General features: G+C 64.1%; 9 protein-coding genes. 5 read left to right on the top strand and 4 right to left on the bottom strand.

What is annotated here, in order from left to right:
- Positions 1–44 precede the first annotated feature (44 nt).
- Positions 45–1,847, bottom strand: a complete 1,803-nt coding sequence (locus ACQ4WZ_RS23500) for a tetratricopeptide repeat protein (RefSeq protein WP_133988803.1) — start codon at positions 1,845–1,847, stop codon at positions 45–47.
- A gap of 166 nt (positions 1,848–2,013) precedes the next feature.
- Between ACQ4WZ_RS23500 and mutM the strand changes: the two genes are divergently transcribed.
- From mutM to ACQ4WZ_RS23475, 5 genes are read left to right on the top strand one after another with little or no spacing between them, the layout of a single operon-like run.
- Positions 2,014–2,850, top strand: a complete 837-nt coding sequence (gene mutM / locus ACQ4WZ_RS23495; protein ID WP_133988804.1) for a bifunctional DNA-formamidopyrimidine glycosylase/DNA-(apurinic or apyrimidinic site) lyase — start codon at positions 2,014–2,016, stop codon at positions 2,848–2,850.
- A 21-nt stretch (positions 2,851–2,871) separates the two neighbouring features.
- A complete protein-coding gene (locus ACQ4WZ_RS23490; RefSeq protein ID WP_133988805.1) occupies positions 2,872–4,773 on the top strand; it encodes a dynamin family protein in 1,902 nt (633 codons plus the stop codon).
- Positions 4,774–4,797: 24 nt separating this feature from the next.
- On the top strand, positions 4,798–5,973 hold the full coding sequence (mutY, locus tag ACQ4WZ_RS23485) for an A/G-specific adenine glycosylase (RefSeq protein WP_436574632.1): 1,176 nt from the start codon (positions 4,798–4,800) through the stop codon (positions 5,971–5,973).
- Positions 5,973–7,775: a sensor histidine kinase gene (locus ACQ4WZ_RS23480; protein WP_166674656.1), complete on the top strand. Its 1,803-nt coding sequence runs from the start codon at positions 5,973–5,975 to the stop codon at positions 7,773–7,775. Before mutY ends, ACQ4WZ_RS23480 begins: the two co-directional genes overlap by 1 nt.
- Positions 7,772–8,386, top strand: a complete 615-nt coding sequence (locus ACQ4WZ_RS23475) for a response regulator transcription factor (RefSeq protein ID WP_101483605.1) — start codon at positions 7,772–7,774, stop codon at positions 8,384–8,386. Before ACQ4WZ_RS23480 ends, ACQ4WZ_RS23475 begins: the two co-directional genes overlap by 4 nt.
- On the opposite strand, the gene ACQ4WZ_RS23470 is transcribed toward ACQ4WZ_RS23475, so the two are convergent.
- From ACQ4WZ_RS23470 to dsrO, 3 genes are read right to left on the bottom strand one after another with little or no spacing between them, the layout of a single operon-like run.
- Positions 8,383–11,607: a molybdopterin dinucleotide binding domain-containing protein gene (locus tag ACQ4WZ_RS23470; RefSeq protein ID WP_436574631.1), complete on the bottom strand. Its 3,225-nt coding sequence runs from the start codon at positions 11,605–11,607 to the stop codon at positions 8,383–8,385. The two genes, ACQ4WZ_RS23475 and ACQ4WZ_RS23470, sit on opposite strands and share 4 nt — an antisense overlap.
- Before the next feature lie 7 nt (positions 11,608–11,614).
- The gene (gene nrfD, locus ACQ4WZ_RS23465; RefSeq protein WP_133988807.1) at positions 11,615–12,727 is read right to left on the bottom strand and encodes an NrfD/PsrC family molybdoenzyme membrane anchor subunit; all 1,113 of its coding nucleotides are present in this window, start codon (positions 12,725–12,727) and stop codon (positions 11,615–11,617) included.
- Between the two features lie 3 nt (positions 12,728–12,730).
- The gene (gene dsrO / locus ACQ4WZ_RS23460; protein ID WP_071079747.1) at positions 12,731–13,441 is read right to left on the bottom strand and encodes a sulfate reduction electron transfer complex DsrMKJOP subunit DsrO; all 711 of its coding nucleotides are present in this window, start codon (positions 13,439–13,441) and stop codon (positions 12,731–12,733) included.
- Positions 13,442–13,512: the final 71 nt, after the last annotated feature.

Raw genomic sequence — 13,512 nt, 5'->3', positions numbered from 1 at the left:
GTCAGACCCGTCGGGCCTGATCCCAGATTTTAGTTAACATTGCGTTACAAACTGACATTCAGGCGCGCCAGGGTGCTTTTCAGGGCCTCGTTTTTCGGGTCCTTGCCTTGCGCATCGCGCCACAGTTTTTGCGCTTCTTCCTTGTCGCCCTTCTGCCACAGCACTTCGCCCAGGTGGACGGCGATTTCCGGATCACTGCGCACGGCATAGGCACGGCGCAAGGCGTTTTCCGCCGCGGCCAGGTTGCCCATGCGGAACTGCACCCAGCCCATGCTGTCCATGATGAACGGGTCGCCCGGCGCCATCTGCAGCGCCTTCTCGATCAGCGCATGGGCCTCCTCCAGGCGGATGCCCCGTTCGGCCAGCGAGTAGCCCAGGGCGTTATACGCATGCTGGTTGTCGGGTGCCAGCGCCATCACGCGGCGCAGGCTGGCCTCCATCAAATCGAGTTTATCCAGGCGTTCGGCCAGCAAGGCGTAGTCGTACAGCAGTTCGGGATTGTCGGGGAAACGCAGCAAGGCGTTTTCCAGCACCGTATAGGCGCTTTGCACATAGCCGGCGTCGCGCAGGAATTGCGCGTCGACCAGCAGCACCTGTGCCTGGCTTGCCGGATCGTCCGTTTCGATTTCCGTCAGCGCCTTGCGGGCCGCATCAAGATTGCCGCCACGGGCGATCAGCTGGGCGCGGCGCAAGCGCGCCTCGACGTAGCCGCTTGATGCACTGTTGTCGACCTTGTCCAGCCAGGCGATGGCGCCCGCCGTGTCGCCCCGCGTCTCGGCGATCTGCGACAAAATCATCAGGGCCTTGAACGGATCGCGCGTGTCGCCAGGAGACTTTTCGAGCACGGCCAGGAAGCGCTTGAAGTACTGCTCGGCGCCCTTGGTGTCTTCCAGCTGTAGCGCCACGATACCCAGCGCGTACAGGCCGCCCACGTTATCGGGCTGGCTTTTCAGCAGCAGCAGGAATTGATCGCGCGCCGGCTCCAGTTGTTTTTGCTCAACCAGCAGGCGCGCATACGCGCCGCGCACTTCGACGGCGTCCGGATTCTTTTGCAGGAATGTGGCAAGCACCTTGCCTGCCGCCTCGGGTTCGCCCGTCACCTGCGCCAGAGTCAACACGGCCAGCTCGGAGTTCGGCTTGATCGCCAGCGCCTTGTTCGCTTCGCCGATGGCGCGCTCACGCTCGCCGATCGACAGGGCGCCCTGCGCCAGCACCAGATGGGCCTCGAACATGTCCAGGTAAGGCTGCACCAGGCGCGTCACCATCGAGTAGGCATATAGCTTGTCATTCGACCGCGACAGGATCTGCTGCATCTGGAACAGGGCCACGCCGCGGGCGCCCGCCGGCGCATTGGCCAGGCGCTCGGCAAAAATCGGTTCCGCTTCTTCGATTTTGTCCGTCAACACGACGAAGCCGAGGAAGAACTGCGTCGCCTCGTCCGAGTCGGGCGCCAGCTCGCGCCACAGGCGGATGGCGGCCAGCGCTTCGCCGCCCTGCTTGGCAGACAGCGCCATTTCGGAAGCGCGGCGCGCCAGGCGCGGGTCGCGCGTCTGCTGCGCCGCCACCATCATCGTCACGTACGGCCCTTGCCACTGGCCGCTCTTGAATTCCATTTCGGCCTTGGTCAGCTTGTACAGCAAGTCGCTGCTCAATTCGACCTTCGGCAAACCCTCCGCCTTGGCGTCCTCCTTGGCGCCCGCCTTGGACTCGGCGCCCTCTTCCTGTGGCGCGACGGGCGCGGCCGTAGAGGGGCCGGCCGCAGCATTAGCGGGGGCGACAGGCGTCTGTGCCATGGCATGCGTGGCCATCAGGGCGGACAAGGTTACAATGGCGAAAGCGTTTTTCAAAGGCTGATCCTGGCTAAACGGCAAAGTTTGATTCTACGCCCAACGCGGCTATCGCGTACTTCACGTATGTAACGAAATATATACGTCGTGGCGGCATGGCGTGCCCGGGCCAGCCATCCGCCGGCAAGCTGCCTGTTTTTATCCGCTTTTCAACCATTCGAGCCCTATGCCAGAATTGCCAGAAGTCGAAGTCACACGACGCGGTGTCGCGCCCCACATCGAGGGCCGCGCCGTGCGCGCCGTCGTGCTCCGCCGCGACGGCCTGCGCTGGCCCTTCCCTCCGGCCCTTGGCGAACAATTGTCGGGCCAAACCATCGGCCTGACGGGGCGGCGCGGCAAATACCTGCTGATCCACTTCCGCCACGGCACGCTGATTATCCACCTGGGCATGTCGGGCCATTTGCGCGTGCTGCCAACGGGGACGGAGGCGCAAAAGCACGATCATTTCGACCTTGTCGTGGAAGATGCGGACGGCGGCAGCCAGGTGCTGCGCATGACGGACCCGCGCCGCTTCGGCGCCGTGCTGTGGCACGACGAGGCCGACGGCCCGCTGGACGGCCACGCGCTGCTGCGCGGCCTGGGTACGGAACCACTGGAAGGCGGCTTCACGGGCCAGCTGCTGTTCGAAAAAACACGCAACAAGGGCACCAATATCAAGCAGGTACTGATGGCGGGCGACATCGTCGTCGGCGTGGGCAATATCTATTGTTCCGAGAGCCTGTTTCGCGCGGGGATCAACCCGAAGACGCCGGCCCGGCGCATCGGCCTGGCGCGCTATGAGAAACTGGCGCAGGCGATACGCGACGTGCTGGCCGAAGCCATCGTGCAAGGCGGCAGCACCTTGCGCGACTTCATCGGCGTAAACGGCCAGTCTGGCTACTTCCAGCAGACGTATTTCACCTACAACCGCGCGGGCAAGCCATGTCGCGTATGCGGCGCGCCGATCCGCCAAATCGTGCAAGGACAACGTTCCACGTTTTACTGCGTGAATTGTCAAAAGTAAGTCACTCGCAAAGGGAGCCAGATGGTCAGGGACTTGGAACAATACAGCGCATGGCGCCAGGATGTGCTGGCGGCCTTGCAGGCATACCGGCAAGCCGCCAGCGCGGCTGGCCTGGTCGACGGCGCTTCCGCGCTGCGCCTGGCCCGCTGCGTTTCCCGCCTGACTGACGACCGCCTGTCCGTGGCCTTCGTGGCGGAATTCTCGCGCGGAAAATCCGAGCTGATCAACGCCATCTTCTTTGCCGACTACGGCCAGCGCATCCTGCCCTCGGGCGCGGGCCGCACCACCATGTGTCCCACCGAGCTGCTGTACGACCCGGCATGGCAGCCATCGATCCGCCTGCTGCCCATCGAGACGCGCGCACAGAACCTGTCAACCAGCGACTACCGCGACCTGCCCGCCGCCTGGACCGTCCTGCCCCTGAACATCGATGCGGGCGGCGACATGCAGGAAGCCATCCGCCAGGTCAGCCTGACGAAAAAAGTCAGCGTGGAAGAAGCAGCGCGCTACGGCCTGTACGATGCCGACGACGCGGATGCACCCGCCATGCTCGACGAGGACGGCCATGTGGAAATCTCCATGTGGCGCCACGCCATCATCAACTTTCCCCATCCGCTGCTGAAACAGGGCCTGGTCATCCTCGACACGCCGGGCTTGAACGCCATCGGCACGGAACCGGAACTGACCTTGAACCTGATCCCGAATGCGCACGCGGTGCTGTTCATCCTGGCCGCCGACACGGGTGTCACGCGCAGCGACATCGAGGTTTGGCGCAACCATATCGGCGCTGGCGCCGGCCGCCTGGTGGTGCTCAACAAGATCGACAGCATGTGGGATGAATTGCGCGGCGACCTGGAGGTGGCGCAGGCGATCGAGCGCCAGCAGGCCAGCGTGGCACATCTCCTGGCCCTGGACGCTGGCCAGGTGTTTCCCGTGTCGGCGCAAAAGGCCCTGGTGGGCAAGATCAACCACGATGCGGCGCTGCTGGAAAAGAGCCGCCTGCTGCCGCTGGAGACGGCCCTTTTCGAGGAACTGATCCCCGCGCGCAAGGACATCATCCGGCGTCAGCTGGCGTTCGATCTGGACGCCATCGAAGCGGCGCAGCAGGTGCAGGCGGCGGCCCGCGCGCGCGGCATCGCCGAGCAGCTGCACGAGCTGCACAGCCTGCGCGGCAAGAACCAGAGCGTGATCGCGCACATGATGCGGCGCATCGATATCGAGAAGAAGGAATTCGACAGCAGCCTGTTCAAGCTGCAGGCGACGCGCGCCGTATTTACCCGCCTGTCGACGGAACTCTATACGAGCCTGGGCATGGACATCGTGCGCGACGATATCGACAGCGTGCGCGCCGCCATGCAGCGCAGCCGCTTTTTCACGGGCCTGCGCGAAGCCGTGCGCCAGTATTTCGAACGCATCGCCCAAAACCTGGACCGCTCGGAAGGCAAGACAGCCGAGATCACGGAGATGATGAATGTAATGTACCGCAAGTTCGCCACCGAACATGGCCTGGCGCTGGCCTTGCCGATGCCGTTTTCGCTGGCCCGCTACCGCCAGGAGATCGCCGATATCGAAGCCGTCTACCATAAGCAGTTCGGCACGGCGACCCTGCTCACCACCAGCCGGGTTGTGCTGATGGAGAAATTCTTCGACACCATCGCCTCGCGCGTGCGCCGCAGTTTCACCAACGCCAACGACGACGCCAGCGCCTGGCTGAAAGTCATCATGGCGCCGCTCGAAGCACAGATCGTCGAGTACAAGGAACAGCTGAAACTGCGCTTTGCCTCGATCCAGCGCATCCACGACGCCACCGGCAGCCTGGAACAGAAGATCGCCGGCTTCGAAGCCAGCCTGGCAGCGCTCGAACGCGACAAGGCGCAGCTGGCACAATTGCTTGCCGCCTTGCGCACGGCCAGCGCAACATAAAACAACCGAACACTGGAACCCTGCATGAAACGTCTGCTGCATCCGCTCTCGCCCGCCCAGGGCGCAGCTCAGTTTGAGAACGCGCTTGAAAATTATGTCGACCCAACTTTTTCCGCCACCGTCATCGCCTGGCAAAAGCAGCATGGCCGCCACGCGCTGCCATGGCAAAACACGCGCGACGCCTACCTGATCTGGCTGTCCGAAATCATGCTGCAGCAAACGCAGGTGACGGCCGTGCTGGGCTACTACGCGCGCTTCCTCGAACGCTTCCCCACCCTGCGCGATTTGGCGGAAGCACCGGTGGAAGACGTGATGGCGCAATGGAGCGGTCTCGGTTACTACACGCGGGCGCGCAACTTGCACAAATGCGCGCAGCGCGTGGTCGCCGAATACGGCGGCATCTTCCCCATCGACCCGGTCCTCCTGGCCGACCTGCCCGGCATCGGCCGCTCGACGGCCGCCGCCATCTCCGCGTTTTCCAGCGGCACGCGCGCAGCCATCATGGATGGCAACGTCAAGCGCGTCTTCGCGCGCACCTTCGGCATCGATGCCTATCCCGGTGAAAAACGGGTCGAGGAAGCCATGTGGCGCCGCGCAGAAGCGCTGCTGCCGGAAACGGGCATCGAAGCCTACACGCAAGGCTTGATGGACTTCGGCGCCACCCTGTGCACGCGCAGCAGTCCCGATTGCGGCCGCTGCCCGCTGCAGCCGCGCTGCGTGGCTTACGCCACCGGCCGCACCAAGGATCTGCCGGTACGCAAACCGAAAAAAACCAGCCCGGAAAAGCACGCCGTCATGCTGCTCATCATCGACGATGGCCAGGTGCTGCTGGAACAGCGTCCCGGCTCGGGCATCTGGGGCGGCTTGCTGTCGCTGCCCGAACTCAATGGCCACGTGCTGGCCGATGAAGACTCACCGCGAGAGATAGACCAGCATGCGCTGGCATGCGCCGTGGCGCCATTCGGCGAGATCGAGGCGCAGGAACGGCTGCTGCCCATCGTGCATGTATTTACCCACTACAAATTGCACATCGTCCCCTGCCGCATCACCCTGGCGCGCCGCCTGGCACTGGCCGGGGAAGCGACCCACGTCTGGTACGACAGCGCGAAAATTGCAAACGCGCCGCTGCCCGCCCCCATCAAGAAACTGTTGCTGGAACTGTTCGGCGATGCGCGCGCAGCACAGCGCAGCATGTTCTAGTGCGCAGGCTAGTCGCATTGACACTGGCGGCGCTGTGCCTGCACGGCGCGCAAGCGGCGGACGAGCGTTCCGAAGTACCTGAGGTGAGAATTGGCGTGCTGGCCTACAAGGGCAGCGACGCCGTGCAGCAGGACTGGTCGTACGTGACGCGCCACCTGCAAGCCAGCGTCCCCGGCATCCGTTTTGTACTGGCCGACTATGACCAGGCGGGCCTGACGCGCGCCGTGCAGTCGCAATCGATCGCCTTTGCCATCACCAGCAGCGGTCATTACGTGGCACTGGAACACAGCGATGGCGCGAGTCGCATCGCCACGCTCGAATCGCCATGGACCGACTCGCCACGCCAGGCCATCGGCTCGGCCATCGTCGTGCGCAATGCGTCGCCGCTGCACGACCTGGCCGACCTGGCGGGCAAGAACGTGATGGCGGTGGCGCCCGATGCGTTTGGCGGTTACCAGATCGCCGCACGCGAGCTGCTGGAAGCGGGTATCGATCCCGCGCACGATTTTTCCAGCCTGCGCTACAGCGGTTTCCCGTCGCAGCAGATCGTCGAAGCCGTGCGGTCCGGACGCATGGATGCCGGCATCGTGCGCACCTGCCTGCTGGAACAGATGGTGACGCGCGGGGAAGTGCAGGCTGACGAACTGCGCGTGATCACTACGCGTCCGATTCCCGGTTTTCGCTGCGCCAGCTCGTCGCGGCTGTATCCGGACTGGCCCTTCGTGGCCCTGCGCCAGACGCCGCCGGCGCTGGCGAAAAAAGTGGCGCTGGCCTTGCTGGCCATGCCGCGCACCAGTGAGGGCTACAGCTGGACGGTGCCAAGCGATTACCAGATCGTCGATGAGCTGTTCCGTGAATTGCGCATCGGCCCCTACGCCTACCTGAACAAGTTGACATTCGAGACGGCGCTGCGCCGCTACTGGGGCTGGATGCTGCTGGTGCTGGCCTTGCTGGTGGCCTGGGCCGTGCACACGGTGCGCGTGGAATACCTGGTCAGCCGGCGTACCGAGCAATTACGCGCCGCCCAGCACCAGCAGCGCGCACTGGAGGAGCAGGCACGCCAGCGCCAGGCCACGCTCGACCACACGGCGCGCCTGGCCATCCTGGGCGAGATGGCCAGCGCCATTGCGCACGAACTGAACCAGCCGCTGGCGGCCATCGGCAATTTCGCGCGCGGCATGGCGCGCCGCATCGCGGCGGGTCGGCTGGACGCGGCGCCCCTGCTCGACGGCGCGCAGGAAATCGCCACGCAAAGCGAACGCGCGGGCGCCATCATCCGTCACATTCGCGCGATGGCGCAAAAGCGGCCCGCGCACAGCACCCCCTTCGCCCTGGCCCTCGCCGTGGAGCAAGCCGTCGCCCTGTTTTGCGCGGCCCATCCGCAAGCCAATATCAGCTGGCGCCACGACGCTGCCAGTCCTGACCCTCGCGTGCTGGCCGACCCGCAGCAAGTACAGCAGGTGCTCCTGAATTTGCTCAAGAATGCGCTCGACGCGCAGGTGGAGAACGACAATCCCGGGCACGCCATCGGCGTGCTGCTGCACCGGGAAAACGGCGCCTGCACGGTGGCCGTTCGCGACGCCGGCTGCGGCCTGGAAGCGGCACAGATGGCGCGCCTGTTTGAGCCTTTTTTCACGACCAAGACCGAAGGCCTGGGCCTGGGCATGTCGCTCAGCAAAAGCATCATCGAATCGTTCGGCGGCAGCCTGTCGGCGCACGCCAATGCCGATGCGCCGGGCTTGACGGTCTGGTTCCGCCTGCCTGAAGATACTGGCATGGAAGCAAACAAGGAAACACCATGAATGAAAGCGATGCCATCCTTTTTGTCGTCGACGACGACGCCGCAATGCGCCGCTCGCTGGCCTATCTGTTCGATTCAGCCGGCTGGAAAGTGGAGGCATTCGAATCGGCACGCGATTTCCTTCAACGCTATGATGGCCATGCGCCGGGCTGTTTGCTGCTCGACGTGCGCATGCCCCTGATGAGCGGGCTGGAACTGCAACAGGAACTGGCGCGCCATGCGATCTCGCTGCCCGTGATTTTCCTCAGTGGCCACGGCGATCTGGCCATGGCCGTGCAGACGATGAAGGCCGGCGCCTGCGATTTCTTGGAAAAACCGTGCAAGGACCAGGTGCTGCTGGACGCCGTCTCGCGCGCCGTGGCCCGCAGCGTGGAAGAAAGCCGCAGCGCCGCCAGCGCGAATACGGCGCAAACGGCGCTGGCCAGGCTCACCGCGCGCGAGCGCGAAGTGGCGCTGCTGATGGCCGAAGGCAAAGCCTCGAAAGTCATCGCCCGCGAGCTGGGCATCAGCGACAAGACGGTGCAGGTGCACCGCCATAACACGATGGAAAAACTGGGCCTGCATTCAGCAGCCGAGGTAGCCCGGCTGCTGATGGCAGGTGGGCAAATCTAAGCCCGCACGATACGCGCAGGAAGACCCTGCCGCACTGACGTGCCCGAGACGGGATCGACAAACACGTTCTTGTCGCCGCGGCTCGGGTCCGTCAACCCCAGGTCGTTCAGGTTGATGCCCGCGCCGATGGCCGGCTCGTCTGGCTGGCGCGACTTGCCGATGCGGTGAGCCCGCGCGCCATGCTCCTTGTGGCCGAAACCGTGTTCGACGGCGATCACGCCCCGCTGCACGCCATGGCGCAGCATCACCGTGGCCCTGGCCCTGCCGCCCGGCGTTTCCAGGTAAATTTCATCGCCATTTTCCAGTTTCAAACGGGCCGCATCGTCGGGATGCACGGCAACCGGGTTGTCAGGATGGATGCCGCGCAAGCGCCGCGCGCCGATGCTGTAGGAGTTCTGCAGCGCTGATTTAAAACTGATCAACTCGAATGGCCACTCGCTGGCCGGGTAGGCCTTGCGCACGGGCGTGCCGTCGGCAAACGCCGCCACTCTCCAGGCAGGTGTACCGGGGAAGCGTTTGCCGCTCAAGCTGTTCTTGCTCACGCCCAGGCCCTCGTTGTACAGCATCATGGGCTTCAGATAGCGGTGCGTGGACCAGTCCTGCGGATACGGCGTCTCGTCGACCAGCGGAGCGGGAACCACGGGCGCCTTCGCATTCGCCGGTGGCGGCAGGCGCAGGCCGAACATCTCGCCATAGCTCTGGTAGCGTCCTCCCCGCGCCAGCATGAAGGCCACCTTGCGCCACTCTTCCGGTTTCAGTGTGCGCTCAAGTTCGGAGCGGATGCGTGCCACGCCGGACAATTCGATATCGTCGTCGCTCGCCTCTGGCACAGCTGTCTTGCCCTGCCAGGCGATGTTGGCACCGCCGCGCAGATACCAGTCTTCCGCGCGCTGCAGGGGGAAGCGCTGGCCATCCATGTCTTGCAAGGCCTCGGGGCCGAAGCCGGGCAAGGCCATCGTTTTGGCCAGCGCAATGAAGAACGACTCCATGCAGATGGTCTGGCCGTCCGGCGTTTTCTGCACGCGCGGTTCGACCACGGGCCAGCGCGCCGTGCTCATTTTGACGGGCATGCCGCCCCAGGCGCCGGCCCAGCCCCAGCTTTCATACAGCAAGGTATCGGGCAACAGGTAATCGGCAAACGCCGAGCTTTCGTTGATGAAGGGATCGATGGCGACGATCAGCGGAATCTTCTTCGGATCGGCCAGCTCCTTGCCGATCTGCGCGCGCAAGCCCGTGATGCCGTAGACAGGATTGCAGCTCCACAGTATCAGCGCCTTCAAGGTGTACGGGTAGCCATTCATGGCACTGGTGAGCCATTCGGTCGCCAGTGCCGGCGCGTTCGGATACCACGGCGCCCTGGCCGGATACGCCTTGCCGGCTTCCTTCTTCAGCTTGAATTCCGAGGTTTTTTCATATGGCACATTACGCCCGATCGGCATGCCCGCCGCCTTGATCTCGCCGTCGAAACTCTCCAGGTTATAGCGCGGACCGGGGCCCGCATCCTTGAAGCTGCCGCCATTGACCAGGGTGCCGCCCTTGCGGTTCAAATTGCCGATCAGGGTATTGAGCATGACCAGCGCATACGCGTTGTAGAAACCGGCGCCCGACATCATGCCGCCATGCGCATTGACGGCTGCGCGCTTGCCATGGCTGGTGAGTTCCTGCGCCAGCCCTTCGATGATGTCGCGCGAGATGCCGCAGGCGGCTGCGTATTCATCCATGCTGTGGCGCTGCGCTTCCTCGTTCAGCATCGTCATTGCCGTCTTCAGGTGCAGCGGCGCGCCTGCCACTTCCAGCGGACCATCGAAGAACAAGCGACCCTCGCCCTTGGCGGCGTTGTGCGGCAAGATGGCTTGCGTGGCAGCGTCGATCACGCAAAATGCGTCGCCATCCTTGTAGCGCTCCTCTTCCGCCAGCTCCACCGCGCCGATGTCGGACGCGCGCAGGTAGCGTCCATCGCGCGGATGGCCTTTCTCGTTGATGATCAAATGCGTGGCATTGCACCAGGCGGCCTCGCCCGCCGCTTCCGCCACCTTCAGGTTGGGCTGCGCGAGGAAATGACGGTCATAGCGCTCCTGCTCGATGATCCAGCGGATCATCGCCATGGCCAGCGCGCCATCCGTACCCGGCTTGATCGGTACCCAGCGGCTGCGGTCGCCCGCTGCCAGGCTGTCCGCATTCGTCAGCACCGGATCGACGACGACATAGCTGAAATCACGTTTGCCCGAGCGGGCTTTCGCTATGAGCGTGCCCTGGCGCTTGAATGGATTGCCCGCATTGCCCGGCGCCGTGCCGACAAAAATGCAGAACTCCGTGTTTTCCAGGTCCACTTTCGCATGCGGCATTTTCTTCATGTCGCCGAACATGGCGCCGGAGCCGCTGCGGTAAGCGCCGCCACAATACGAGCCATGGTTGACCAAGTTCAGACTGCCGTACGACTGCTTGAAAAAGCGCGTGCCAAACGCCAGGCGGCCATCGTCCGTGCTGCACATCAGGCCCACCTGGTTGACTTGCGGGCCCAGTTCCGGCTGCGCCGGATCGATGGGTTTTTCCAGCTCGCGCAAGGCGCGCAAGCCCTGCACGTGACCTTCGCCAAACAGATCGCCGCCTTCCGTCACTTCCTTCACCAGCTGATCGAAGGCGATCGGCTCCCACTGGCCGCCGCCACGCGGTCCCACGCGCTTCATGGGCGCCAGCACGCGAAACGGCGACTCCATCTGTTCCAGCACGCCGTTGCCCCGGCCACAAGCGGTCGAGCGGCCTTTCAGGCCCTTTTCCTGGAAACGCGAAAGCGATACAAAGCTGTCGCGGATCGAGGTTTGATATGGCAGCGCCGGGTCGGCCGACATGGGACTGTAGGGATTGCCCGCCACGCGCAGCACCTTGCCGCTTTTCTTGTCGAGGCGCACGCGCACGCCGCAAAACGTGGTGCAGCCCATGCACATGGTGTAGCTGACCTGCTGGTCGGGATTGAGCGTCAATTTTCCCGTGGCGGTATCGACGGAAAACTCGGGTTGCAGGGAATTGCCGTGCAGTTTCTGCACCGGCTTGTCCTTGCCCAGCGCGTGGTCGACCATGCGGCCTGCCGTGGTGGAAAAGCTGGCGGCAAAGGCGGCCAGGCCGCCGCCGATGGCGCCGTAGCGCAGCAGCTTGCGGCGCTTTTCGTTTTCGTCTTCAGGGGCGCCGTTGTTTGCGTTGTTATGTACTTGATCGTTCATCATTAACTCCTCAGTGCGTGGCCATGGCAGGACGGCTACGGGTAGCGATCGCGCGTCCCGCCCATGGCAAAAATTCCAGCATCAGCAACAGCAGCGCGATCCACAGGCCGGCCGTGCCGATGATCCCCAGCAAGCCGTCGTTCCCCATCGGCAGGTGGTAGTCGTACAGGCCCGCGCCCGTTTTCGGGATCGTCTGGCCGCCGATGAAAATGGTCCAGCGCATCATCCAGGCGCTATGCAGCGCGATCAGGCCATTGACCAGGCCACTCGTGGCCGGGCGCCAGATGGCCAGGGCCATCGGCACGATGGACGACAGCACGGCCCAGACAGCCGTGAACTGCCATTGCGGCATGCCGGCCACCTGGGTAAACGCCATGCTGTGGCTGGCACTCACGCCGGACAGGCTGACGAACAGCCAGCCGCCGCCCAGCGCCAGCACCAGCGCCAGCGACAGGGCCAGCGCGCGGTTCAGCGACACTTCCAGTGCCTTGTCGCGGCCCGGCAGGAAGCGGTTGAACAGCAGCGCCAGGCCAACGGCCCCCACAAAGGCTGTGGCGGCGAATTGCGCCGGCAGGAAGGGCGTGAACCACAGGGGACGGGCGCGCACCACCATCACTTCCATGCCCGTGTACAGACCCACGACAAAGGCGGCGAGCAAGGTGAAGGCGGCGGCGATACGGATGGCTTTGCGCGAAGCGGCGCCACCGCGCCCGGCAAGGCGGTACAGGAAGGCCAAACGGTCCTGGCCCTGTCCCCGCGTGGCGAAGTCCACGCGCAGCGCCAGCCATGCATACAGCATCAGACAGCCCAGGTAGAGGGGAATGAAGAACGAGCCCCACGACATCCACGACTGCGGCTGGAAGTAAATATAGAAGTGATAGAAGCGGCCCGGCCCGTGCAGGTCGGCCAGCAGCGCCACGGGCGCCGTCATGCCGCACACGAGGGATGCCAGCAGCGCGATGCGCCCCAAGCGTTCATACGCCTTGCGGCCGAAGACGAAGTACGGCAGGGTCAGCATGAAGCTGCCGTAACTGAGGCCGATAAGGAAAAAATACTGCACCGCCCACGGCAGCCATGCCGCTTCGCGCGTGACGTTGAGAATTTCGGTGATGTGGCTGTCCATGGTTTATTTCCCGTGTTTGCTCGGTTGCCAAAGTGTCGCTTCGCCCTCGACGTGGCCGGCGAAGCGCGTGTCCAATCCCAGATAGAACACGTGGGGCTGGGTACCCTGTTCGGGTTTCAGCACTTTCACCTTGTTCTCGGTGAGCAGCTGGTGCACCATGCTTTCCGGATCATTCAGGTCGCCGAAGATGCGCGCGCCACCCACGCAGGTTTCCACGCAGGCCGGCAGCAAGCCTTCGTCCACGCGGTGCGCACAGAACGTGCATTTGTCGGCCTTGCCCGTCTCGTGGTTGATGAAGCGCGCGTCGTACGGGCAGGCTTGCACGCAGTAGGCGCAGCCCACGCAGCGGTCACCATCGACGACGACGACGCCATCCTTGCGCTGGAAAGTGGCGCCTACGGGGCAGACGGGAATGCAGGGAGGATTGGCGCAGTGGTTGCACAGGCGCGGCAGCATGTAGGTGCCGCAGCGGTTCTCTTCCTTCACTTCATAGGTCGAGACAACGGTGCGGAAGCTGTTTTCCGGCACGGCGTTTTCCATGATGCAGGAGACCGTGCACGCCTGGCAGCCGATGCATTTCTGCACATCGACCACCATCGCCCAGCGCTGACCGCCTTCACCCTTGGTGGCAGCCTTGCCGGGCAGCGGCGCGATGGCCGCCCCGATGGTGACGGCTGGCAAGGCGCGCAAAAAACTGCGGCGCGATTCAATCATGACACTCTCCTTGACTATGGGCGGCAAGCCCTTGTTGACTTGCTGCCATGATAGAAAAGAAGGTGCTGCGG

Source organism: Janthinobacterium darwini, assembly GCF_051380905.1.
GTDB lineage: Bacteria > Pseudomonadota > Gammaproteobacteria > Burkholderiales > Burkholderiaceae_D > Janthinobacterium.
This window is presented reverse-complemented; position numbering and strand designations above follow the sequence as displayed.

Coding starts and splice junctions, on each gene's coding strand:
- mutY (WP_436574632.1), top strand. CDS start 4,798: ATGAAACGTCTGCTGCATCCGCTCTCGCCCGCCCAGGGCGCAGCTCAG.
- ACQ4WZ_RS23490 (WP_133988805.1), top strand. CDS start 2,872: ATGGTCAGGGACTTGGAACAATACAGCGCATGGCGCCAGGATGTGCTG.
- ACQ4WZ_RS23475 (WP_101483605.1), top strand. CDS start 7,772: ATGAATGAAAGCGATGCCATCCTTTTTGTCGTCGACGACGACGCCGCA.
- nrfD (WP_133988807.1), bottom strand. CDS start 12,727: ATGGACAGCCACATCACCGAAATTCTCAACGTCACGCGCGAAGCGGCA.
- ACQ4WZ_RS23470 (WP_436574631.1), bottom strand. CDS start 11,607: ATGATGAACGATCAAGTACATAACAACGCAAACAACGGCGCCCCTGAA.
- dsrO (WP_071079747.1), bottom strand. CDS start 13,441: ATGATTGAATCGCGCCGCAGTTTTTTGCGCGCCTTGCCAGCCGTCACC.
- mutM (WP_133988804.1), top strand. CDS start 2,014: ATGCCAGAATTGCCAGAAGTCGAAGTCACACGACGCGGTGTCGCGCCC.